22 protein-coding genes, 1 tRNA gene and 1 other RNA gene are annotated in these 18,853 nt (G+C 56.8%); 16 read left to right on the forward strand and 8 right to left on the reverse strand.

Annotated features, from left to right (window positions below; genetic code table 11):
* Nucleotides 1-89 precede the first annotated feature (89 nt).
* The 8 genes from GOV89_RS04615 (at nt 90) to GOV89_RS04650 (ending at nt 6,187) form a co-directional block, all read left to right on the forward strand.
* Nucleotides 90-1,490, forward strand: a complete 1,401-nt coding sequence (locus GOV89_RS04615; RefSeq protein WP_171173884.1) for a selenium-binding protein SBP56-related protein — start codon at nt 90-92, stop codon at nt 1,488-1,490.
* Nucleotides 1,491-1,503: 13 nt separating this feature from the next.
* Nucleotides 1,504-2,157 (forward strand): hypothetical protein, encoded by a 654-nt coding sequence (locus tag GOV89_RS04620; protein ID WP_171237618.1) that lies wholly within the window; start codon nt 1,504-1,506, stop codon nt 2,155-2,157.
* Between the two features lie 59 nt (nt 2,158-2,216).
* Nucleotides 2,217-2,867 (forward strand): TenA family protein, encoded by a 651-nt coding sequence (locus GOV89_RS04625; protein ID WP_171237619.1) that lies wholly within the window; start codon nt 2,217-2,219, stop codon nt 2,865-2,867.
* A 17-nt stretch (nt 2,868-2,884) separates the two neighbouring features.
* Entirely contained in the window at nt 2,885-3,247 is a 363-nt protein-coding gene (locus tag GOV89_RS04630) for a DUF4345 family protein (RefSeq protein ID WP_171173878.1), read from the forward strand.
* Nucleotides 3,248-3,283: 36 nt separating this feature from the next.
* Nucleotides 3,284-3,631, forward strand: a transfer-messenger RNA (tmRNA) gene (ssrA, locus tag GOV89_RS04635).
* A gap of 100 nt (nt 3,632-3,731) precedes the next feature.
* The gene (locus GOV89_RS04640; protein WP_171173876.1) at nt 3,732-4,163 is read left to right on the forward strand and encodes an ester cyclase; all 432 of its coding nucleotides are present in this window, start codon (nt 3,732-3,734) and stop codon (nt 4,161-4,163) included.
* A gap of 235 nt (nt 4,164-4,398) precedes the next feature.
* A complete protein-coding gene (gene chrA / locus GOV89_RS04645; protein WP_171237841.1) occupies nt 4,399-5,652 on the forward strand; it encodes a chromate efflux transporter in 1,254 nt (417 codons plus the stop codon).
* A gap of 76 nt (nt 5,653-5,728) precedes the next feature.
* Nucleotides 5,729-6,187, forward strand: coding sequence for an SspB family protein (locus GOV89_RS04650; protein WP_171173874.1), 459 nt, complete (start codon nt 5,729-5,731; stop codon nt 6,185-6,187).
* Between the two features lie 24 nt (nt 6,188-6,211).
* On the opposite strand, the gene GOV89_RS04655 is transcribed toward GOV89_RS04650, so the two are convergent.
* The gene (locus GOV89_RS04655; RefSeq protein ID WP_171173872.1) at nt 6,212-6,775 is read right to left on the reverse strand and encodes a hypothetical protein; all 564 of its coding nucleotides are present in this window, start codon (nt 6,773-6,775) and stop codon (nt 6,212-6,214) included.
* A gap of 206 nt (nt 6,776-6,981) precedes the next feature.
* On the opposite strand from GOV89_RS04655, the gene fumC reads away from it, so the two are divergent.
* The 3 genes from fumC to GOV89_RS04670 are packed head-to-tail and all read left to right on the forward strand — an operon-like array spanning nt 6,982 to nt 8,770.
* Nucleotides 6,982-8,376, forward strand: coding sequence for a class II fumarate hydratase (fumC, locus tag GOV89_RS04660; protein WP_171237620.1), 1,395 nt, complete (start codon nt 6,982-6,984; stop codon nt 8,374-8,376).
* On the forward strand, nt 8,376-8,552 hold the full coding sequence (locus GOV89_RS04665; RefSeq protein ID WP_171173868.1) for a DUF4169 family protein: 177 nt from the start codon (nt 8,376-8,378) through the stop codon (nt 8,550-8,552). Before fumC ends, GOV89_RS04665 begins: the two co-directional genes overlap by 1 nt.
* Nucleotides 8,549-8,770, forward strand: coding sequence for a ribbon-helix-helix domain-containing protein (locus GOV89_RS04670; RefSeq protein WP_171237621.1), 222 nt, complete (start codon nt 8,549-8,551; stop codon nt 8,768-8,770). Before GOV89_RS04665 ends, GOV89_RS04670 begins: the two co-directional genes overlap by 4 nt.
* Nucleotides 8,771-9,056: 286 nt before the next feature.
* On the opposite strand, the gene GOV89_RS04675 is transcribed toward GOV89_RS04670, so the two are convergent.
* Nucleotides 9,057-9,142: transfer RNA gene (locus GOV89_RS04675), tRNA-Leu, on the reverse strand.
* A gap of 148 nt (nt 9,143-9,290) precedes the next feature.
* Here GOV89_RS04675 and GOV89_RS04680 point away from each other — a divergent pair.
* Both GOV89_RS04680 and GOV89_RS04685 read left to right on the forward strand, forming a co-directional pair.
* Nucleotides 9,291-9,869: a YqaA family protein gene (locus GOV89_RS04680; protein ID WP_171090199.1), complete on the forward strand. Its 579-nt coding sequence runs from the start codon at nt 9,291-9,293 to the stop codon at nt 9,867-9,869.
* Entirely contained in the window at nt 9,866-10,333 is a 468-nt protein-coding gene (locus GOV89_RS04685) for a disulfide bond formation protein B (RefSeq protein ID WP_171237622.1), read from the forward strand. The genes GOV89_RS04680 and GOV89_RS04685 overlap by 4 nt, the downstream gene beginning before the upstream one ends.
* Here the strand turns inward: GOV89_RS04685 and GOV89_RS04690 are convergent.
* Nucleotides 10,330-10,917: an HNH endonuclease gene (locus tag GOV89_RS04690; RefSeq protein ID WP_171090203.1), complete on the reverse strand. Its 588-nt coding sequence runs from the start codon at nt 10,915-10,917 to the stop codon at nt 10,330-10,332. The two genes, GOV89_RS04685 and GOV89_RS04690, sit on opposite strands and share 4 nt — an antisense overlap.
* 213 nt (nt 10,918-11,130) lie before the next feature.
* Here GOV89_RS04690 and GOV89_RS04695 point away from each other — a divergent pair, with 213 nt between their 5' ends.
* Nucleotides 11,131-11,736 carry an rRNA large subunit pseudouridine synthase E gene (locus GOV89_RS04695; protein ID WP_171234570.1) on the forward strand — a complete coding sequence of 202 codons (606 nt, stop codon included), beginning with the start codon at nt 11,131-11,133 and terminating at the stop codon, nt 11,734-11,736.
* Between the two features lie 32 nt (nt 11,737-11,768).
* Entirely contained in the window at nt 11,769-12,194 is a 426-nt protein-coding gene (locus tag GOV89_RS04700) for a VOC family protein (protein WP_171237623.1), read from the forward strand.
* A gap of 45 nt (nt 12,195-12,239) precedes the next feature.
* Here GOV89_RS04700 and GOV89_RS04705 read toward each other — a convergent pair whose 3' ends face one another.
* Nucleotides 12,240-12,905 carry an alpha/beta hydrolase gene (locus GOV89_RS04705; RefSeq protein WP_171237624.1) on the reverse strand — a complete coding sequence of 222 codons (666 nt, stop codon included), beginning with the start codon at nt 12,903-12,905 and terminating at the stop codon, nt 12,240-12,242.
* The gene (locus GOV89_RS04710; RefSeq protein WP_171176158.1) at nt 12,902-13,534 is read right to left on the reverse strand and encodes a DNA-3-methyladenine glycosylase; all 633 of its coding nucleotides are present in this window, start codon (nt 13,532-13,534) and stop codon (nt 12,902-12,904) included. The genes GOV89_RS04705 and GOV89_RS04710 overlap by 4 nt, the downstream gene beginning before the upstream one ends.
* Nucleotides 13,535-13,631: 97 nt before the next feature.
* Here GOV89_RS04710 and GOV89_RS04715 point away from each other — a divergent pair, with 97 nt between their 5' ends.
* Nucleotides 13,632-14,858, forward strand: a complete 1,227-nt coding sequence (locus GOV89_RS04715) for an MFS transporter (RefSeq protein ID WP_171237625.1) — start codon at nt 13,632-13,634, stop codon at nt 14,856-14,858.
* Here the strand turns inward: GOV89_RS04715 and GOV89_RS04720 are convergent, their stop codons facing one another.
* Genes GOV89_RS04720 through cysS form a run of 3 tightly spaced genes read right to left on the reverse strand, consistent with a single transcriptional unit; the run spans nt 14,859 to nt 18,669 of the window.
* Nucleotides 14,859-15,641: a squalene/phytoene synthase family protein gene (locus tag GOV89_RS04720; RefSeq protein WP_171234332.1), complete on the reverse strand. Its 783-nt coding sequence runs from the start codon at nt 15,639-15,641 to the stop codon at nt 14,859-14,861.
* Nucleotides 15,638-17,272: a citramalate synthase gene (cimA, locus tag GOV89_RS04725; protein ID WP_171173855.1), complete on the reverse strand. Its 1,635-nt coding sequence runs from the start codon at nt 17,270-17,272 to the stop codon at nt 15,638-15,640. Before cimA ends, GOV89_RS04720 begins: the two co-directional genes overlap by 4 nt.
* Nucleotides 17,269-18,669, reverse strand: coding sequence for a cysteine--tRNA ligase (gene cysS / locus GOV89_RS04730; protein ID WP_171173853.1), 1,401 nt, complete (start codon nt 18,667-18,669; stop codon nt 17,269-17,271). Before cysS ends, cimA begins: the two co-directional genes overlap by 4 nt.
* Nucleotides 18,670-18,853: the final 184 nt, after the last annotated feature.

The following is an 18,853-nucleotide window of genomic DNA, read 5'->3' on the forward strand; positions in this document are numbered from 1 at the left end:
AAAGGCAGACGAGCAGGTAGAATGTCACCCGGCGACAAGACCGGAACTCTCAATATGAATTGAAGACCAATGACTTACGGGAGGACGTTATGAATACAAGACCGGACCCAACCTTTTATCCATCCGCCAAACTGGCAATGGAGGGCCCCACCGAAACGCTTGCTTTCACCTTGATGCTAAGCCCTGATTTTTCGCAACCAGACGGGCTGGCGGTTGTGAATGTCGATCCGACATCTGACGACTTCGGAAAGATCGTGCATCAGGTAATAATGCCTGAGAAAGGTGATGAGTTTCACCATTTCGGTTGGAATGCATGTTCGTCCGCCCTGTCGCCGCTGACCGGGCACGCGTTTCTAGAGCGACGTTATCTAATCATCCCCGGCATTCGGTCCAGCAGGATTTACGTCATTGACGTCAAAAACCCGCTTGAGGCGAAGATCCACAAGATTATCGAACCCGAAGAAGTCTTTGCAAAGACTGGATATTCACGCCCGCATACGATCCATTGCGGGCCTGAGGGCATCTATGTCAGTACTCTGGGCGGCGGTGGCGCGGATGGTACCGACGGACCTCCGGGCATCTTCATTATGGATTGCGAAAGCTTCGAGATCATCGGGCGTTATGAGATCGAGCGTGGCGTGCAGGACAAGCACTATGATTTCTGGTGGAATCTACCGCGCGACTACATGGTCAGTTCCGAATGGGGTCTGCCGCCGCAATTCGAGAACGGTATCGTGGCTGAGGACCTGCTGTCGAATAAATACGGCCATCGCATACATTTCTGGAACCTGCGCAACCGGACCAATATCCAAACCATCGATCTGGGAGAAAATCACCAGATGGCGCTGGAAATCCGCCCGGCCCATGATCCGATCAAGCAATACGGGTTCTGCGGGGTTGTTGTCGATACCACCAATCTGCAAGGTGCGATCTTTACATGGTGGCGCAATGACGACGGCACATTCGAGGCCAAGAAAACCATTACAATCGATCCGCAACCGGCCGACCCGGACGATCTGCCAGACCTGCTCAAGGGTTTTTCAGCTGTTCCGCCATTGGTCACCGATATCGACCTAAGTCTCGACGACAAATACCTCTATGTTGCTTGCTGGGGTACCGGAGAGATGCACCAATATGATGTCTCGGACCCAATGAACCCGACTCTGGCTGGCAAAGTAGAGATTGGTGGTATCGTCAAGAAAACCAAGCACCCGAACGGTCAGGATTTCGGCTATGGTCCGCAAATGGTTGAAATCAGCCGTGACGGAAAACGCGTCTACTGGACCAATTCGCTTTATTCCACATGGGATGATCAGTTCTATCCGGGCGAGCGCGGCGCGGCGATGGTCAAGGCTGATGTTGGAGAGAACGGAGGGCTGACGCTGGATCCGAATTTCTGGGTGGAGTTCCCCAAAGGCTATCGCAGCCATCAGATAAGGTTAGAGGGCGGAGACTGTTCAACCGACAGCTTCTGTTACCCGTCGGTCTGAATTGGAGGTCTTGATGACATCAACGGCTGGCCTCTGGCTGGCCGTTGTTCTCAGCGGCGCCTATCACGGGTTGAATCCGGGCATGGGCTGGCCGCTGGCTGTTTCTTCCGCCTTGATGGAGCAACGCCCGTCTGCGCTCTGGCAAGCGCTGGCGGCTTTGGCAGGCGGGCATTTTGTGGCCATGCTGGGGGTCTTGCTGCCTTTCGCCCTGATGGCGGTTCTGGTCGACTATCAGAAAGAAATCCGAATTGGTGCCGCGTTGATCGTGATCGGGATGGGTTTATACATCGCGATCACCCGTCGTCACCCCCGTTTCCTGTCACGGATTCCCCCCAGCAAGCTGGCTCTTTGGTCCTTCCTTGTGGCCCTCGCGCATGGGGCCGCGCTTATGCTGGTTCCAATCTATCTGGGGCTGTGTGCCGTAGATGAACTGGATGCTGGCCATCAAGCGATTTCTCAGATCATGACAACAAACACCCTGCTGGTTCTGGGCGTCGCCGCGCTGCACACTGCTGCCATGGTTCTGGGCGGCGGTCTGCTGGCCTTTGCTGTCTATTGCTGGCTGGGCCTGCAGGTTCTGTCGCGCAGTTGGTTTAACCTCGAACTCATCTGGGCGATAAGTCTGATATTGGTGGGCGGTCTTGGTCTTTGGTCGGCGCTTGGTTGATCTTGTACTTTGATTTGAAACGCGCTTTGTCTGCGGAAAGACAAATACGGAGCTTCCGAATGCAGGACCAAACCCGCCCAACCGAAATGCTGCGTCTCGGCAGAAGTGACGATTGGCAAGCCGCCACCACCCATGCCTTTACGCGCGAACTGTCGGACGGCACCCTGCCCGAGGACAAGATGCGCTGGTACCTTCTGCAGGATTATCAGTTCGTCGACGGCTTTGTGCGCCTGCTTGCAAGTGCAATTGCGCATGCCCCGACCCTGGGCGACAGCGTGCCTGCCGCTCAGTTTCTCGCGGTGATCACAGGCCCCGAGAACACTTATTTCCTGCGTGCGATGGAGGCTTTGGGCACAGAACCCAGCACCCAGCCTGCCCCTGCCACACGGGCGTTTCAGGACCTGATGGCCGAGGCCGTGGCCTCGGGCCGTTATCAGAACATGCTGGCGGTGCTGGTCGTTGCAGAATGGGTTTACCTTAGCTGGGCCAGCCCGGAAAACCCACCCAAAGACGACCTGCCCTTCTGGTTTGCCGAATGGATCACGCTACATGCAGGTGAAGGATTCGAAAGCGTGGTCGAATACCTGCGTGGACAGCTGGATAAGGTTTGGCAAACGCTGAATACGGCAGAACAGGCCGAGGTCACGCGTTTGTTCCATCGTGCGGTCGAACTGGAACGCGATTTCTTCGACGCCGCCTACGCGGCCTGAATCACAAGGGGGCTGGTATGGTCACAACATTGAACGTCATCGCTGCCTTGCTGACCGTTGGGTTCGGCGCGTTTGGATTTCTGGCCCCGGCCCACACTGCGTCGGCCCTTGATCTGGCCCCGACCAACAGCACGATGGGCTTATCTGAGATGCGCGCCTCGGTCGGAGGGCTGTTTGTCGTCACCGGACTTGCCGTGATCTGGCTGAATAACCCGATGGCCTATGTGATGCTGGGCGTTGTTTATGCTGGGGCGGCATTGGGCCGGTTCGTGTCGATTGCACTTGATAACCCACCTCTGACCAAGGCGTTGATCTTTGGGGGAATCGAGCTGGTTCTAGCCGTTTGGCTGATAGCTGCAAACATTAACAAGACAACTTAACCAATTGGGGTTACTACATAGATCTGGATGCAATCGGAGTTTGCATCTCTCCATCTCCTCACCTATATATGGGATGTCCTTCGGGACTATGGACATAAACGCGCTCGTAATAAGCGGATCGGACCCGGGGGCGGTACCCGGCGGCTCCACCAACCATCCTTCGTTTGGGGATTTTGGGGCCGAAATAGGATCGACGAACGTCTAAAGGGGTTAGCTTTGTCTCGGCTGTCTGCCACCGTTATCGGCGAAACTAGTACAATTGCAAACGACAATCGTGCTCCGGTTGCAGTTGCTGCGTAAGCAGTAACAAGACCGAAATCTAAGCCCTTGCGCCTAGCCGCGTAAGGCGGGGTTCGCAGGTACCTGGCAACAGAAACCTGCATTATTCCCCGAAATGTCTGACGTTATTTCCCTTTTTAGGGCGCATTCAGAGTTTGTTCATTTCTGAGTGTCATCGTGCCCTCACTTGGACAGGAGAGCTGGAATGACAAATTCAGAGATACTCAGAAAGTGGTATTCCGAAGTTTGGGAACACGGAAACACCGAGGCAATCGATCAGTATTTTGCACCTGAAACAATGGCCGAAGGGTTGATTCCCGAAATGCAGGTCGGGGCTGATGACTTCCGCGATCTGGTCACTGCTTTCCGCCATATTCTGGGCGACATCAAGGTCGAGCTGCCCAAGATCATTGAAAATGGGGATTGGGTGTCAGCCATTTTGAATGTTCGCACTTTCCGCGCCGATAACGGCGCGCCTTTGGAGGTCACCGGTCAGGTGATGGCTCGGTTCAAAGGCGACAAGATGGTTGAAGCCTATAATCACTTTGATTTCATCTCGTTCTTTGAAGAGTTGGGCCAGTTCCCATCCGACACCCTGCCCGTGTGCATGACAGGGCAGCGTCTGGACTGGGCCTGACCCCAAACCAATCTTGACCCCAATCGCGCTTGCACGTTAGCAAGCGCCATGGGGTCCAAGTGCGAACACCCAAGGCGGTGCCGCAAGTTTCGCATCTTTCGACACTTGCAGGATTTCATGTTGTGACTTGGCCGCCCGATACTACACAGCAGATCCCGATAGCCTTGAGTGTTTTCAACGGCTCCAGTTTCGGGATCGGGTCAAAGATTTCGGATCTTGCGACGTGAGCAAGACCATGACGCCGTCGATTAAAGACCTCATCCGGGTTTTTGGCAGGATCGGGCTGCTGTCCTTTGGGGGTCCGGCTGCGCAAATATCCCTGATGCATCAGGAACTTGTCGAGCGCCGACCATGGCTTGATGAACAGACCTACCTGCGCGCCCTGTCACTTTGCATGTTGCTACCGGGTCCGGAGGCGATGCAACTGGCCACCTATGCCGGTTGGCGCCTGCGCGGCGTAACAGGCGGGCTGATCGCCGGCAGTTTGTTTGTCTTGCCCGGCGCTTTGGTTATTGCGGTATTGGTCGCGCTATATTCCACGTTTGGCGATGTTCCGTTGGTCCAATCCGCCTTTGTTGGCATCAAAGCAACGGTTATTATGATCGTCTTGCAGGCGCTGCGCAATCTCTCGCGTAAAGCCTTAATGGACAAAGACCACCGCATAATCGCCGCACTGTCTTTCGCTTCCATTTTTCTGCTGAACCTGCCTTTTCCCTTGATCATTCTTGCCGCTGCGCTTTGGGGATATGCGACGTTTCGTGGCCCAACGGAACCGCCTGGCCCAGTTCAGCCATCGCACCTGAAACGATCACTCAAAACAGTTGCTATCTGGTTGCCGCTTTGGCTTGGACCATTGTTCGCGCTGACCCTCAGCGGGCATCAACTGCTCAGCGATTTGGGCTGGTTCTTTGCGCGACTGGCCGTCGTCACCTTTGGCGGCGCTTATGCGGTGCTGGCCTATATGACGCAGACGGTTGTGGATCAGTACCACTGGATCAGCACAGATCAAATGATCGACGGATTGGGTCTTGCGGAAACGACACCCGGCCCCCTGATCCTTGTCACCCAATTTGTTGCAATGCTTGCCGGTGAACTTAACGGAGGCTTCAGCTTGGCGTTGGCGGCCGGTGCAGTTGCGCTCTGGGCGACTTTTGCGCCCTGTTTTCTATGGATCTTCCTGGCCGCCCCGTATCTGGACCGGCTTGCCACGCGCCCGCGCCTGTCATCGGCCCTCAATGGCATCACCGCCGCTGTTGTCGGCGTGATTCTCAACCTTTCCGTGTGGTTCGCCCTGAACGTTCTATTCGAATCAGTGCCGAACATATCCTGGGGGCCGCTAGCAATACCTGCCCCACAGCTTTCCCAGTTAAATTTTGCTGCGTTGGGCTTAACCGCTCTGGCTGGGGTCTTGATATTTCGACTAAAATTGGGGATGGGCACGGTGTTGGCCCTGATGTCCATCGCTGGGCTGGCCGCACACAATATCTGATCAATCCGGTCATACCCGCTCTTTCGTTTCCGAACAAAAGCCCTATGCTGGGCATAACCACTTTTGAGGATCACACATGTCGCAAGGCATCGATTACGGCAACCTGATGCACTCCGCCATGCGCGGGCTTATCAAGAAAGTGCTGACAGATGTTTCCGAAACCGGATTACCCGGTGCACATCATTTCTTCATTACCTTCGACACGCGCGAGGACGGTGTGGATATCGCCGACTGGTTGCGCGAACGTTATCCGGAAGAAATGACGATTGTCATGCAGCATTGGTTCGAAAACCTCGAGGTTGGTGAGACCGGCTTTGCCATCACTCTGAATTTCGGTGATGCGCCCGAACCGCTTTATATCCCCTACGCCGCGATCAAGACGTTTGTTGACCCCTCTGTGGAGTTCGGCCTGCGCTTTGAGAGCCCTGAGGACGATATGGATGACGATCATATCGCAGAAGAGACGATTGAAGTCGAAGAAGAAGAACCACACCACGACGCAGACGTCGTGTCACTGGACAGCTTCCGCAAATAGACCTCAACCCCGCCACGCGCGGGGTTATTTCTTTTGTAGGAAAGTCTCGACCGACCGTGATTTCACACCTTCGATGAAACGAGAGAACGACAAGTTCAACCCGCCTTCTGCAAGCGTACGATCGTATTGCTGCAATTCGTACCCGCCATCCAAATCAATGAACAAGGAATAAACTGTCAACGTATCACCAACGATTCGACCCCAAACAAAAGGCTCCCCTTTCATCGGGTCCAACGGCACTTCGTGGCCAAACACATTGCGCTTCATTGCGGCTGAAAACAAATCCCCACGCCCCGAAGGCACAAAGTCGATTGAGAACTTTTGGTTCTTTACTCGCCCGTCCAGCTTATAGGTTGTGGTACGCCAGCTCACATTAAACCCGTCTTCGGTTTCGAAAATAGAAACGCTCATATCCCGCGGGGTAGAGGTGCCATCAGCATCCACAACGTTTGCAGACCCAATGTAATCCCCGACAAACGGCGCAATGTCCGCCGCGCGCGCGGACACGCTGAACACGGACAACCAAACCATGCACACCGCAAAGACCGCGACGGCTTTGGCTAGTGCAAATCTATGGAAATTTGGCATTTTGTCCTCCACGGGATTCACCTTTCTATTGTAGCTCAGAGGGGGCTGCGCACAATGGCACAATCCATCTCTTTCTCATTAAAGTGACGCACCCCGGCACCTATACCTTTGGTACGCCTGAGTTTAAGGTGCGCCCAACTGGCCGATTGCTTCATGGCTTTGCTGCGGCTAAACGGCATACAACTGCATACCAGACGGAGTGACAGATGTCTCAGACCCGCACCGAATCCGACAGCTTTGGCCCGCTAGAGGTCCCTGCCGACAAGTATTGGGGCGCACAAACGCAGCGTTCGATCATGAATTTCCCTATTGGCTGGGAAAAACAGCCCGTCGCTATCGTACGCGCGCTGGGCGTGATCAAAAAAGCCTGCGCCATGCAGAACAAGGCCATTGGCAAGCTGGACGCCAAGATCGCCGACGCAATCATCCAAGCCGCAGGTGAAGTGATCGAAGGCAAGTTTGATGACAATTTCCCGCTGGTCGTGTGGCAGACAGGCTCGGGCACGCAATCAAACATGAACTCCAACGAGGTCATTGCAAACCGCGCCATCGAAATTTTGGGTGGTGTGATTGGCTCAAAAGACCCGGTGCATCCGAACGATCACTGCAATATGGGTCAATCGTCGAACGACACCTTCCCCACCGCCATGCATGTGGCCACCGCGACCAGCGTGCGTGACGTGCTGCTTCCGGGTCTTGAAAAACTGGCCGCAGGACTGGAGCAGAAGGCCGAAGAGTTCAAAGACATCATCAAGATCGGTCGGACCCACACGCAGGACGCGACGCCTCTGACGCTGGGACAGGAATTCAGCGGTTACGCTCATCAAATCCGTCAGGGAATTGCCCGCGTTCACGCGGCGATGCCTGGGATTTACGAACTGGCGCAAGGCGGTACCGCTGTTGGCACAGGACTGAACACCCAGCACGGTTGGGGCGAGGCCGTCGCAGGCCACATGGCCGATATTACCGGCCTGCCCTTCGTCACCGCGCCAAACAAGTTCGAAGCATTGGCGGCCCATGACGCCATGGTCTTCCTGTCCGGTGCTTTGGCGACGATTGCAGGCAGCTGCTACAAAATCGCCAATGATATCCGTTTCCTGGGCTCCGGCCCGCGGTCGGGTCTGGGCGAATTGATCTTGCCCGAGAACGAACCCGGTTCGTCGATCATGCCCGGCAAGGTGAACCCGACACAGGCCGAAGCGTTGACCCAAGTCGCCGCCCACGTGATGGGCAACAACGCTGCGATGACTTTCGCAGGCAGCCAAGGTCATTTCGAGCTGAACGTCTACAACCCGATGATGTCCTACAACTTGCTGCAATCGATCCAACTGCTGGGTGATGCCTCTGACAGCTTTACCGAGCGGATGTTGATGGGAATCAAGGCCAACGAGCCACGCATAGACAAGCTGATGAAGGAATCGCTGATGCTGGTGACAGCGCTGGCACCGACTATCGGTTACGACAACGCCACCACCGTGGCCAAGACGGCGCATAAGAACGGCACAACCCTCAAGGAAGAAGCCATCGCGCTGGGCTTTGTGGACGAAGCAACCTTTGACGCCGTCGTCCGCCCCGAGCAGATGATTGGTCCAAAAGACTGATGGGCAAGCCGGTTAACCTGAACCGGTATCGTAAAGAAAAAGCGCGGGCTGAAAAGAAAGCCCGCGCGGATCAGAATGCTGTCGCTTTCGGACGCACCAAGGCCGAGAAAGAAATCGTCAAGTTCGAACGGGACAAGCTGAAGCGCGAACTCGACAAGCGCGAGTTAGACGAATGAGCGGCCGCCCAATCAAACGCTCTCTGACACTCAAGGGTCACCGAACATCCGTGTCGCTTGAAGATGAATTCTGGCGAGCTTTCCGCGACATAGCTGCTGAAAAAAGTATTCCGATCAATGTTTTGGCCGCTGAAATTGATGTTGAACGCGATCCTGAAACTGGCCTTGCTTCGGCCATTCGGGTGTTTGTTCTGAAATGGTATCAGAACAAGGTTTGAGGCATATGTCCGGCTTCGCCTTTGGCCATGAAGTTAAAAACATGCGGTGAACAATTGAAGCGCAGCGCCGTAATTGTTTCCCTTTTCCCCTGACTCGTTTTCTTGGACCGCTCAGATTTTAGGCGTTGAAGAAAACCACACCAAATCGTTGCCGCTTCGTTTTTTGCACTCAAGTTTTCGCAAGGCAGATCAATCGCGCGTTTCAAGGCAGCGCATCAAAAGCCATGACAACAAAGCGACGCAACTATCTGATCACGAGAAACAAATAGCAGGTTAAAAGAAAATGTGGTGCCCAAGGAGAGACTCGAACTCTCACGCCCGTGAAGGCGGGGGATTTTGAATCCCCTGCGTCTACCATTCCGCCACTTGGGCCACCGACACTGGATTAGCGCCCAAGCGCGGGAAGGTCCAGAGGCAAAAAACATCCCATATTCCATTTGTTTCAATCTGGGCGGTTGACGGTCCGTCAGGTGCATGGTTTGCCTTCTTGGGGCCGCTAAACGGGATTTGAGTACTGTATATGTTACGATCGCTTTATGACTGGACCATTCGTCTGGCCGAACACCCTCATGCCCTGTGGGCCTTGGCCATCGTCGCCTTTATCGAAAGCTCGTTTTTTCCGATTCCTCCTGACGTCCTGATGATTCCGATGATTCTAGCGCGTCCATCGCGCGCCTGGTTGATTGCGACCGTCGCGTTGGTGGCTTCGGTGTTGGGCGGGATGCTGGGATATGCGATTGGAGCGTTTTTCTATGAAAGCATCGGCCAGCCCATTCTGGAATCCATGGGCAAGGCGCACGCGATGGAAGAGTTCAACACGCGTTTCAACGATTTCGGCTTCTGGGCGGTGCTGGCCGCAGGCGTAACGCCCTTCCCCTACAAGGTCATCACCATCATGTCCGGCTGGACCGGAATGCCGCTGGGCACCTTCATCGCCACATCGATTCTGGCGCGTGCCATGCGATTCTTTCTGGTTGCCGGCCTGCTTTGGGGCTTTGGCGAACCGATCCGGGACTTTATCGAAAAGCGTCTGGGTCTTATGTTCACGCTATTCATCATCCTACTCTTTGGCGGGTTCGTGGCGGTTAAATATTTATGACAAAACAATCCCGACTTGTGGCTCTGGCCACGATTGGCTCAGCAGCCCTTTTATTGGCGGCGTTCGGCTTTCAGCATTTGGGCGGGCTTGCACCGTGCAAGATGTGCATCTGGCAGCGCTACCCGCACGCAGTGGCTATCGCGATCGGTGCGGTCGCGCTGGCATTGCCAAGATTTAGTATCCTGCCGTTGCTGGGTGCAGCTGCGGCTGCAACAACCGCGGCCATCGGCGTTTTTCACGCTGGCGTCGAACAAGGCTGGTGGGAAGGCCCCAGCAGCTGCACCTCGGGCGATATCAGCGGGCTGAGCACCGATGACCTGTTCGATCAGATCATGAACGCGCCGCTGGTGCGATGCGACGATATTCCGTGGGAGATGTTCGGTATCTCGATGGCAGGGTGGAACGCCATCGCTTCGGCAGTGCTGATGCTGATCTGGATCGCGGCCTGGCGGGCACGCGCTTAAAACTCGTCCAGTTCCGCATCCCAATACAGGAAGTCGATCCAGCTTTCGTGCAGGTGGTTGGGCGGGAACTTCCGACCGATATTGCGCAGAGCCTCAGCATCAGGCTGACGCGGCGGTTTGCGCAATGTCATCCCCGCCTGACGCAGCGATTTGGACCCTTTGCGCAGATTGCACGGGCTGCATGCTGCCACCACGTTCTGCCAGCTGGTCACGCCGCCTGCCGCGCGTGGGACCACGTGGTCAAATGTCAGGTTATCGCGGCTGCCGCAGTACTGGCAGCGGAATTCATCCCGCAAAAATAAATTAAAGCGCGTAAAGGCCACGCGCTTTCTGGGTTTTACATAGTCTTTCAAAACAACGACCGAGGGTATTCGGATCTCGGTGCTCGGGCTTCGGACGACCTCGTCATATTCGGCCACGATGTCGACCCGATCCAGCCAGGCCGCTTTGATCGCCTCTTGCCAGGGCCACAATGACAGCGGGTAGTAGGACAAGGGGCGGTAATCGGCGTTCAAAACCAGGGCCGGGTGTTGTTTGAGCATACCCGGCTCTCTTACAAATTCGGTCCTGAAATCTCCGTCCATCACAGAATCGCTCCTCGCTCTCGGCTGCCCGTTTGTGACACCAGAGCGGAGAGCACCCGCCCCGGCCTTAAGATAACTATATATCGTGTTAAAACTCTGACAAGCCCTGATTTTCCACAATATGTCGCAGACTGGGTAAGCCGAATCTGTGACAGTCACATGACAGTTATCCACAACTTGCACCGGGTGCGTCCTTCGGGCTATGGGCGGGTCATGTCTTGGTTCATTCGCTTCAACAAACCATATGACGTGCTGCCGCAGTTTACCGACCGCGCCGATGCCGAAAGCCCGCGCAGCACGCTGTCCGATTTCATCGACCTGCCTGGCGTTTATCCCGCTGGTCGTTTGGATCGTGACAGCGAAGGTTTGATGCTGCTGACTGATCACGGAAAACTGCAGGCTCAGATATCAGATCCAAAGCACAAGATGGCAAAGACCTATTGGGTTCAGGTCGAAGGCATCCCTGATGAGGCCGCCTTGAAAGCGTTACGGAACGGGGTTGAGTTGAAGGACGGCCAGACGCGCCCCGCAAAGGTACGGCAGATTGATGAGCCCGAGGGGCTCTGGCCTCGCATCCCACCTATCCGGGAACGAAAAAGCGTACCCGACAGTTGGCTGGAACTGACCATCCGAGAGGGCAAGAACCGGCAGGTGCGGCGCATGACGGCGGCAGTGGGTCTGCCAACCCTGCGCCTGATCCGCTATCGTATCGGAGACTGGACACTGGATGATCTGGGGCCCGGTCAATGGGACAGCCTGCCGATGCCCACCTTGAACACCGCTCCGCAACGCAAACGTGACCGACGTCCGCGCCGGTGACAAAACCCGCCCTTTTCTGTTATACTTGGGGCATGAAACTCACGCCAGATATCCCGGCCCCTTCGGCCATTCTGGAGGCCGCGCTTTACGCAGACAATCTGGATGCGGCGGAACAGTTTTATAGCGAGGTTTTAGGGCTTGAGCGTATTCAGTGCATCAACAACCGCCATGTATTTTACCGCATCGGCGGATCTGTTCTGCTTATCTTTAACCCCAACCAAACAGAACAGCCGCCCCTCAACCCTGACATGCCTGTCCCACCTCATGGTGCGCGCGGCCCCGGACATGTGTGTCTTGTTTTGTCACGCGATGAAATCACAGTGATGCGCAAACACCTGCTGGATTGGAACATCCCCGTGGATGCCGAGTTTGACTGGCCCGGCGGTGCACGGTCTTTGTACGTGCGCGACCCGGCGGGAAACTCGATCGAGTTTGCCGAAGCGCATCTTTGGTCTTGATCTTGCACGGAACACCAAGGCGTTCCGCTGATCTGGATGGTAAAGTTAAAGGCTCAGCTTGTCGCGCATGAAAGCCAGCGCGACGCTCAAACCATCGGGGGCAATGCCATGGCCGGTGCCTTTCATGACATGCGCGTATATCTCTTTGAAATCCGAAGCCTGCAGGGCTTCAGCGGCCTCGGGCAGCGATTGCGGTGGCACGACGTCGTCCGCATCACCATGCACAAGCAGGACCGGCATCCGGCTGACAGTTTCGTCGGGCAGAAGATCGGGTTCCAACAACCGGCCAGAAAAGGCGACGATCCCAGCCACGGGGTCTTCGCGGCGCGGCGCAACGTGCAGGCTCATCATAGTGCCCTGGCTGAAGCCAAACAGCACAACCTGCTCGGGCAGTACATCTTCGTCCACCATCAGGGCGTCCAGAAAGGCGTTGAAGTCCTCAACCGCCATTTCCATACCCCGGCGCGACTCTTCTTCGGACGACCCATCGATCCAAGGAATCGGGAACCACTGAAAGCCGTTCGGCATCCCCGGAATCTGCTCGGGTGCATCTGGGGCTACAAACAGAGTATCGGGCAAATGCTCGCCCAACGGATCGGCCAACCCCAGCAGGTCGGCGCCGTTTGCGCCATAGCCATGCACGAACACCACGACTGATCGCGTGTCACCCGAAACAGGCTCTTTCCTCAGCGCATTCAAAACCCGTGTCATCTGATCCCTTCTCTTTGTTTATCAACCCGGTAATAGGCCCACAGCACCCGCGCCGCAACCGAGCGCCACGGCGACCACGCTTCGGCCATTTGGCGCAGTTCCTTGTCCGTCGGGCGTTTGGGCAGGTCATAGAGGACACGCGCGGCCTCTTGCAGCGCCAGATCACCGGGTGCGATCACGTCGGCGCGGCCCAGGGAAAACATCGCATAAATCTCGGCCGTCCAGACGCCGATCCCGGACACCTGCGTCAAAGTTTTAACCACCTCGTCGTCAGGCGCGTCGCGCAATGCTTTGAAGTCAATGCGCGCCTCAGCCAACGCCCGTGCATAGCGGATCTTCTGACGGCTTAGACCCACGGCGCGCAGATCTTCATCTGTGGCCCACATAATCTTGCGTGGACCGGTCAGTTTCGCGTCCTGCAACCGTTTCCAGATTGCACGCGCGGCAGCTACGCTGACCTGCTGGCTGACAATAGCGCTGAGCAGTTGTGCGAAACCATCGGGGCGGCGGCGCAGAGGCAAAGGGCCAGTTTGTTCGATGGCATAGGCCATGCGCGGGCAAGTTTGCGCCAGCCATTCGGCGCCTTCGGCCACGCAATCTGGCGTTTCGATGATGCGGCCTACGGACATGCGGCCTCCCTGCTCGGTGTTCATGGGCACGTTAGGCGCATGTGCCGCAGATGCAAGCCGCTTGTACCCCAAAGGCTTAGCCGATAACCATTCGCCCATGACAATGACCTCAGCCCTTCCAGACGACCGTCAGGCCAAGCGCAACGTAGCTGTTTTGGTGGCCGCACAGGCCATTCTGGGTGCACAGATGCCCATGATGTTCATTGTCGGGGGGCTGGCAGGCCAGTCGCTGGCCTCAAACCCTTGCCTTGCGACATTGCCCATTTCCTTGATTGTTCTGGGTTCCATGCTAGCGGCCACGCCGATCTCGGCGATCATGCAGCGCTGGGGCCGTCGTGCCGGATTCCTTGTTGGAGCAACCGCTGGCGCGTTAGGTGGGCTGATCGGAGCTTACGGCTTGTTCCTTGGCTCTTTCCCTATCTTCCTTGTTGGCAGCCTGCTGACAGGTATCTACATGAGCGCACACGGGTTCTATAGGTTCGCTGCGGCGGACACAGCGTCAGACGCGTACCGCCCTAAGGCCATTTCATACGTGATGGCCGGGGGACTGGCTGCGGCGATTATCGGCCCACAAATCGTGAAACTCACCTCTCAGGCCTATGTCATTCCGTTTCTGGGCACCTATCTGGCTGTGATTGGGATTAACGTTCTGGGCTCTGGCCTGTTCTTCTTTCTCGACATCCCAACACCACCAAAACCCACAGAGAACGAGCCCAAAGGACGTTCACGGCTTGAGTTGCTGAAAACACCACGTATCGCAGTCGCGGTCATCTGTGCGATGGTGTCTTACGCCCTGATGAATCTTGTAATGACCTCGACCCCGCTGGCCGTCGTTGGGTGCGGATTCTCGGCCAACGACGCAGCGGATATCGTTACAAGCCACGTGTTGGCCATGTACATCCCTAGTTTCTTTACCGGCCATCTGATCGCCCGCTTCGGGGTAGAGAAGATCGTGGCACTAGGCCTTGCCATTTTAGCAAGCGCCGGGGTTGTTGCCTTGCAAGGGGTTGAACTTGGGAACTTCTTCCTCGCGCTTGTTCTGCTGGGTATTGGGTGGAACTTTGGCTTTATCGGCGCAACGACGATGCTGGCAGATTCGCATGACCCGCAAGAGCGTGGCCGGATGCAGGGCCTGAACGACCTGCTGGTTTTCGGAGGTGTCACATTGGCCTCGCTGGCCTCAGGCGGGTTGATGAACTGCTCGGGCGGCTCTGCGATCGAAGGCTGGACAGCGGTTAACCTGGCCATGGTTCCGTTGCTAACATTAGCGGGTGGCGCGTTGCTGTGGCTGGTGCTGCGTCCCGCCGACCCGGAACGGGCCTGATCACCAGCGCCCACTGCTGACCGTCCACATCAGGGACAAGCGTTGCCGCATTTCGCCCGGTATCAAACTGCCAGAAGCAACACGTTCAGGCCGCGCAACAGCCTCTTTCAACGCCCATTCAGCCAACCACCCTGCCGCAAGCGCTGGACGGGCTTCGACAGAGATCGCAACCCGGTTTGCCCGGGCCTTGTTAAGACGCTCCAGCGCAGATTGCGCAAGGGTTTGCACACCTTCCGGGGTGCCGTCCAACAAAGGTATCCGACCCCTGTTTTCCAGCTCGGGGGTCGCGCGAAGCCAGTTTGCAACACCAACGGCATAACCAAAATCGCGCAACACATCCTCGTCCGCGACACCCAGCGCTTGAGCAGAGGCCACAAACAAAGACCCCGCGCTATGGTTGATATAAGCGTCAAAGTGTTCCTGGCCTTCAAACGGATCCCGATAAATATCCCAACGCCTTACAGCCACATATTCATCCAGAACACCGGCCAGATGAGGCGAAAGCACACGCGATAAGGGCGTTACAACTTCATGCCGTCGCACAGTGGCGCCTTCGGCAATCTCTTGCAAAGCGTCGCGCCACCATTGCAGCCGCATCTCGGCAATCATCGGTTCTTGCGTGACCCAGGGCGCGCGCGCCACTTCGACGTTCAACGCGTATAACGGGAACAGAACGGCACGGGCCGCCACCGGGGCTGCCATTGCGGCACGGAACCGGTCAGGATCAGCCCGTTGCACCAGCGCGGCACAGGCTTTGACGTCGTCGTCAAAGACCGCGCTCACTCAGCTGCTGCCTTCTGCGGATCGCAATCGCGCACCAGTTTCCACTGAATCGCATCCAGCAAAGCCTCGAACGATGCATCGACTATGTTCGCGCTGACGCCCACGGTAGACCAGTGCCGCCCCTGCCCGTCTTCGCTGTCGATGATGACACGCGTGACCGCTTCGGTCCCGCCTTGTGTGATCCGCACCTTGAAGTCGACCAGTCGCATATCTGACAGGACTTGCGAATACCGCCCCAAATCTTTGGCCAAGGCTTTGGCCAGAGCGTTCACAGGCCCCCGGTCACTGCCGGAATCGTCCATGGACTCGCTGACGGACAGCTTCTTTTCACCGTCCACTTTCACGACAACAACAGCCTCGGACAGGCTGACCATCTTGTTGTACTTGTTCTTCCGCCGCTCAACCGTGACCTTGTAGCGTTTGACTTCAAAGAACTCGGGCAGTTGTCCCAGCTCGTCCCGCGCCAACAGTTCGAAACTGGCTTGCGCAGTATCATAGGAATACCCATCCGCTTCACGCAGTTTGATCCGTTCAAGGATCCGACCGAGCGCGGGATCACCCGCCTCGACGCTCAACCCGGCTTCGGTCAGACGTTTGCGCAGGTTCGACTGCCCGGCCTGGTTCGACATTGGAATGATGCGTGAGTTGCCCACACTTGCAGGCTCGACATGTTCATAGGTCGATGGGTCCTTGAGGATCGCACTGGCATGCAGTCCGGCCTTATGCGCAAAGGCAGACGCCCCCACATAGGCCGCCTGCTTGCTGGGAACCCGGTTCAGAACGTCATCCAACATCCGGCTGATACGGGTCAGCCCCGCCAGAGCATCCAGGCTGACGCCGGTTTCAAACTGCGAAGCATAGGGTTCCTTCAGCAGCAGCGTCGGGATCAAAGCGGTTAGGTTGGCATTCCCGCAACGCTCGCCCAAACCGTTCAGGGTGCCCTGAATTTGGCGCGCACCTGCTTCTACGGCCGCCAGGGAACAGGCCACCGCGTTCTCGGTGTCGTTATGTGTGTGAATACCCAACCGATCACCGGGCAGACCTGCTGCGATCACGTCTGATACGATCCGCCCAACGTCCGACGGCAAAGCGCCTCCATTTGTGTCGCAAAGGACCACCCAACGCGCGCCAGCGTCCAGCGCGGCGCGGCAGACCGCGACCGCATAATCCGGGTTGTCCTTGTAGCCGTCAAAGAAATGTTCGGCATCAAACAGCGCTTCGCGACCCTGCGCCACGATATGTGCGACCGAGGCACGGACGTTCTCGACATTGTCCTCAAGCGAGATCCCCAGCGCATGGGTCACGTGATAATCGTGCGATTTGCCCACCAGACAGACGGCCTGCGTGCCCGCATTCATCACGGCTGCAAGCACATCATCATTCTCGGCCGAGCGCCCTGCCCGCTTGGTCATTCCAAACGCCGTCAGACGGGCTGAGGTCTTCGGTGCAACCTCGAAAAACGCGCTGTCGGTGGGGTTCGCACCGGGCCAGCCGCCTTCGATATAATCCACTCCCAAAGTATCCAGAGCCTGAGCGATCTGCACCTTTTCGGCGGTGGAGAACTGAACGCCCTGCGTTTGTTGCCCATCGCGCAGGGTGGTGTCGTAGAGGTAGAGGCGTTCTTTGGTCATAAGACCTCCTCCAACTTGGAGGCATCAAACCCGGCACCGGGCACCAGTTCCACACCTTCCTTGCTCATGCGCACTTCAAGCCCTGCCGCGATATACGCGGCCTTGAGGCGGTCAACTTCCGAGAAGTCCTTGTTCTGCATGGCGGACGCCCGTGCGTTGGCCAAACGGTCAGCATGTGCAGTCAAGTCAACAGATGCCGTATCCGCCCACGCGCCCATCTCTGGCAGCAACAGCCCCAGCAACTGCGCGCTCGCCAACAGACCCTCTGCGTCACCGTCCGATGCAAGACGGTACAACTCGGTCATTGCACCTGCAGTGTTCAGATCATCGCTCAGTGCCACCACCACCGCAGGTGCCGCGCTGGCGGCGGGCTCGACGCCCGCTGTCAACGCCCGCCACTTGCGCAACGTCGCTTCGGCCTCACGCGCCTTTTTCTCGGTCCAGTCCATCGGCTTGCGGTAATGGGTCTGCAGAAACACAAACCGGATCACCTCACCCGGCACGCCTTGTTCCAACAGATCGTGCACGGTGAAGAAATTGCCCAGCGATTTGGACATTTTCTTCCCTTCGACCTGCAGCATCTCATTGTGCAGCCAAACCCGCGCAAACTCACCTTGCGGGTGCGCGCAGCAGCTTTGGGCGATCTCGTTCTCGTGGTGCGGGAACATCAGGTCGTTGCCGCCGCCGTGAATGTCAAAGCTCTCGCCCAGCAACTCATAGCTCATGGCCGAGCATTCAATGTGCCAACCAGGACGCCCCCGACCCCACGGGCTGTCCCAACCCGGCAGTTCGTCGGTTGACGGCTTCCACAACACGAAATCCATCGGGTTCTTTTTGTAGGGTGCCACCTCGACCCGAGCGCCTGCGATCATGTCATCGACCGAGCGGCCCGACAGCTTGCCATAGCCCTCTTTCCAACTGTCGACGGCAAACAGCACGTGGCCCTCGGCGGCATAGGCATGGCCCTTAACGATCAGATCCTCGATCATTGCAATCATCTGGTCAATGTATTGGGTCGCACGCGGCATCTCGTTGGGTTCAAGAGTTCCCAAAGCGCCCATATCGTGCAGATACCAGCCGATGGTTTCGTCAGATCGTTCCTGTACCAACTGCTCTAACGAGCCTTCCGCGCCCGCCTTTTTACGCGCCAGCGCGGTGGCGTTGATCTTGTCGTCGACGTCGGTGAAATTGCGCACATAAGTCACGTGATCCGCGCCATAGACATGACGCAGCAGGCGGTACAGCACATCAAACACCACCACCGGGCGGGCGTTGCCCAGATGCGCGCGGTCATAGACCGTCGGACCACAGACATACATCCGCACATTTTCAGGGTCGATCGGAGCGAAGTCTTCCTTCGTCCGCGTCCGTGTGTTGTGCAGCTTGATCGTCGTCATCGGTCGGGCTCCTCAGAAACAGCATGTGCTTGCGCGTTGGCGCGGGCTTAGCAACTTGTCTCAGGGATGAAAACGAAAGAAACCGGCCCGCTTGATAAATCAGCAGGTAATGCAGCAGATAATGATGCAGGTCATCGGGTTCATGTCCTTCGGTTAGCACGGGTTGATCCTCAAGCCAAGTATT

This window comes from Ruegeria sp. HKCCA5763, assembly GCF_013034545.1.
Lineage (GTDB): Bacteria > Pseudomonadota > Alphaproteobacteria > Rhodobacterales > Rhodobacteraceae > Ruegeria.

Bases quoted from the DNA above. Each gene is read 5' to 3' on its own strand.
- GOV89_RS04700 (WP_171237623.1), top strand. From the start codon at position 11,769: ATGAAACTCACGCCAGATATCCCGGCCCCTTCGGCCATTCTGGAGGCC.
- GOV89_RS04690 (WP_171090203.1), bottom strand. From the start codon at position 10,917: ATGGACGGAGATTTCAGGACCGAATTTGTAAGAGAGCCGGGTATGCTC.
- GOV89_RS04640 (WP_171173876.1), top strand. From the start codon at position 3,732: ATGACAAATTCAGAGATACTCAGAAAGTGGTATTCCGAAGTTTGGGAA.
- GOV89_RS04680 (WP_171090199.1), top strand. From the start codon at position 9,291: ATGTTACGATCGCTTTATGACTGGACCATTCGTCTGGCCGAACACCCT.
- GOV89_RS04615 (WP_171173884.1), top strand. From the start codon at position 90: ATGAATACAAGACCGGACCCAACCTTTTATCCATCCGCCAAACTGGCA.
- chrA (WP_171237841.1), top strand. From the start codon at position 4,399: ATGACGCCGTCGATTAAAGACCTCATCCGGGTTTTTGGCAGGATCGGG.
- GOV89_RS04655 (WP_171173872.1), bottom strand. From the start codon at position 6,775: ATGCCAAATTTCCATAGATTTGCACTAGCCAAAGCCGTCGCGGTCTTT.
- GOV89_RS04715 (WP_171237625.1), top strand. From the start codon at position 13,632: ATGACAATGACCTCAGCCCTTCCAGACGACCGTCAGGCCAAGCGCAAC.
- GOV89_RS04685 (WP_171237622.1), top strand. From the start codon at position 9,866: ATGACAAAACAATCCCGACTTGTGGCTCTGGCCACGATTGGCTCAGCA.
- GOV89_RS04710 (WP_171176158.1), bottom strand. From the start codon at position 13,534: ATGTCCGTAGGCCGCATCATCGAAACGCCAGATTGCGTGGCCGAAGGC.
- GOV89_RS04670 (WP_171237621.1), top strand. From the start codon at position 8,549: ATGAGCGGCCGCCCAATCAAACGCTCTCTGACACTCAAGGGTCACCGA.
- GOV89_RS04705 (WP_171237624.1), bottom strand. From the start codon at position 12,905: ATGACACGGGTTTTGAATGCGCTGAGGAAAGAGCCTGTTTCGGGTGAC.
- cimA (WP_171173855.1), bottom strand. From the start codon at position 17,272: ATGACCAAAGAACGCCTCTACCTCTACGACACCACCCTGCGCGATGGG.
- GOV89_RS04625 (WP_171237619.1), top strand. From the start codon at position 2,217: ATGCAGGACCAAACCCGCCCAACCGAAATGCTGCGTCTCGGCAGAAGT.
- GOV89_RS04695 (WP_171234570.1), top strand. From the start codon at position 11,131: ATGTCTTGGTTCATTCGCTTCAACAAACCATATGACGTGCTGCCGCAG.
- GOV89_RS04620 (WP_171237618.1), top strand. From the start codon at position 1,504: ATGACATCAACGGCTGGCCTCTGGCTGGCCGTTGTTCTCAGCGGCGCC.
- GOV89_RS04630 (WP_171173878.1), top strand. From the start codon at position 2,885: ATGGTCACAACATTGAACGTCATCGCTGCCTTGCTGACCGTTGGGTTC.
- fumC (WP_171237620.1), top strand. From the start codon at position 6,982: ATGTCTCAGACCCGCACCGAATCCGACAGCTTTGGCCCGCTAGAGGTC.
- cysS (WP_171173853.1), bottom strand. From the start codon at position 18,669: ATGACGACGATCAAGCTGCACAACACACGGACGCGGACGAAGGAAGAC.
- GOV89_RS04665 (WP_171173868.1), top strand. From the start codon at position 8,376: ATGGGCAAGCCGGTTAACCTGAACCGGTATCGTAAAGAAAAAGCGCGG.
- GOV89_RS04650 (WP_171173874.1), top strand. From the start codon at position 5,729: ATGTCGCAAGGCATCGATTACGGCAACCTGATGCACTCCGCCATGCGC.